Origin of the sequence: Pseudomonas sp. KBW05 (assembly GCF_003852405.1) — a bacterium.
GTDB lineage: Bacteria > Pseudomonadota > Gammaproteobacteria > Pseudomonadales > Pseudomonadaceae > Aquipseudomonas.
In genome coordinates this window covers 1-1,812 of the sequence record NZ_QAJM01000069.1, presented here as the reverse complement: position 1 = coordinate 1,812, position 1,812 = coordinate 1, and the positions used below count along the sequence as shown (strand labels likewise).

The 1,812-nt window shown below is 59.5% G+C and carries 1 protein-coding gene and 1 pseudogene; both read left to right on the top strand.

From position 1 onward, the window contains the following. Nucleotides 1-81 precede the first annotated feature (81 nt). Nucleotides 82-1,383, top strand: a complete 1,302-nt coding sequence (locus DBR46_RS30180) for a carbohydrate porin (RefSeq protein ID WP_124530093.1) — start codon at nt 82-84, stop codon at nt 1,381-1,383. Between the two features lie 240 nt (nt 1,384-1,623). Beyond that, nucleotides 1,624-1,812 (top strand): annotated as a pseudogene (locus DBR46_RS30175) (ribonucleotide-diphosphate reductase subunit beta); the annotation flags it as partial.

Sequence of the window (1,812 nt, the reverse complement as noted above, 5' to 3'; positions counted from 1 at the left end):
AAGCCCGCTCCCACAGGGGGCCTCTGTGTGCCTGAAATTTGTGCATTTCCCAATAAAAACAACAATCCAAGGAGCTTCTCCATGCGCACCACTTACCCCCTGGCCCTGCTTTGCAGTGCCCTCTCCACCTGCGCCTACAGCGCCCCCGCGATGCTCGGCGACTGGAACGGCCTGCGCCCGCAACTGGCCGAACAGGGCTACAACTTCACCCTCAAATACGTCGGCGAAGTCGGCTCCAACCTGGGTGGCGGCTACGACTCCCACACCACCGCACGCTGGAGCGATCAACTGATCCTCGGCGTGGACATGGACCTGCAAAAACTCCTCGGCTGGCAGGACGCGACCTTTCGCATCGGCATCGGCGAGCGCCATGGCAAGGACATCACCAACGACCGCGTACACCAGCCCAACGCCACCGGGCTGACCTCGACCATGGAAGTGTTCGGCGGCGGCAATGCCTGGCGGTTGTCGCAGTTCTGGTACGAGCAGAAGTTCTTCGACAGAAAATTCGCCCTGAAACTCGGGCGCTTCGGCCACGGCGAAGACTTCGATCAATTCCCCTGCGAATTCCAGAACGTGACCCTGTGCGGCTCCCAGGAAGGCAACTGGAACGGCGTATGGAACAGCTTCCCCATCAGCCAGTGGGCGGTGCGCGCCAAGTACCAGTTCACGGACGAATTCGCCATGCAGATCGGCGCGTATGACAAGAACCCGGGCAACGCCGAAGCGAGCAACGGTTTCAAACCGTTTATCAGCGGCTCCCAAGGCACCAGTTTCCCCATCGAAGCCATCTGGAAAGGTCGTATCGACGGACTGAGCGCCGAGTATCACGCCGGTTACTACTACGCTAACGCCGACACTAAGGACATGCTCAAGGACGCCGACGGCAACTACGCCGCCAGCTCGCAAAAGCCTTACCGGATGTACTCCAGCAACAGTGGCTGGTGGCTGTCGGGCCAGCAGCAACTGACCACGGTAGGTGGCAACAATAAGCGCGGGCTCAACGTGTTCGCCAACCTCACGGTCAATGACCCGGACAAAAGCGTGATCAAGAGCCTGATTCAGGTCGGCCTGATCTACCGTGGCCCGTTCGATGCCCGCCCGGATGACACCTTCGGCGTAGGTGCGTCGAAGCTGCAAGTCAGCGACCGCTACACGCGCAACACGCAAATGCTCAATGCGGCGAATGGCGTGACGTCCCTCGACGACCCGCTGTACGTACCCGAACAGCGCCGTGAATACAGCTACGAGATCAACTATGGCGTGCAGGCCACAAACTGGCTGATGGTGCGGCCCAACCTGCAATACGTGAAGTACCCGGGTGGACTCACGCAAACCCGGGGTGCGGTGGTGGGCGGCGTGCAATTTATCGCGGATTTCTAACCCCAGGTCCTGACGTAGCTTAAGACTGGCAGCGACCCAAGACCGCACATCTTGTGCGTTGACCAGTCTTGTTACACACCATATAGTGTGCCCACAAACAAAACAGACCACTACATAGTGTGCAGTATCGGTATTTACCGACCACACTCTGCGCAGTATTTCAATGCCTAGTAGCCTGCAAACCGCATATTTTTGGACGGGTTCACACGCCGTCAGAACAGACCAGGAAGGAGTATTTCAATGCTGAGTTGGGATGAAGTCGACAACGAAGACACCGGTGCAGCGGTGATCAAGGGTGCCAACGCCGGCCACGCCAGCGAAGCCAACATGGACCGCCTCGACGGTGCCGGTGCTGCCGCCGCGCTGGAAGCCCGTAACGTGACCGCCAACGACTCCGCCGCGATCATCCGCGCCAAGGCCGCCCTCGAT

What these genes read in the sequence shown, in the direction of transcription:
- DBR46_RS30180 (WP_124530093.1), top strand. Translation starts at nt 82, where the DNA reads ATGCGCACCACTTACCCCCTGGCCCTGCTTTGCAGTGCCCTCTCCACC.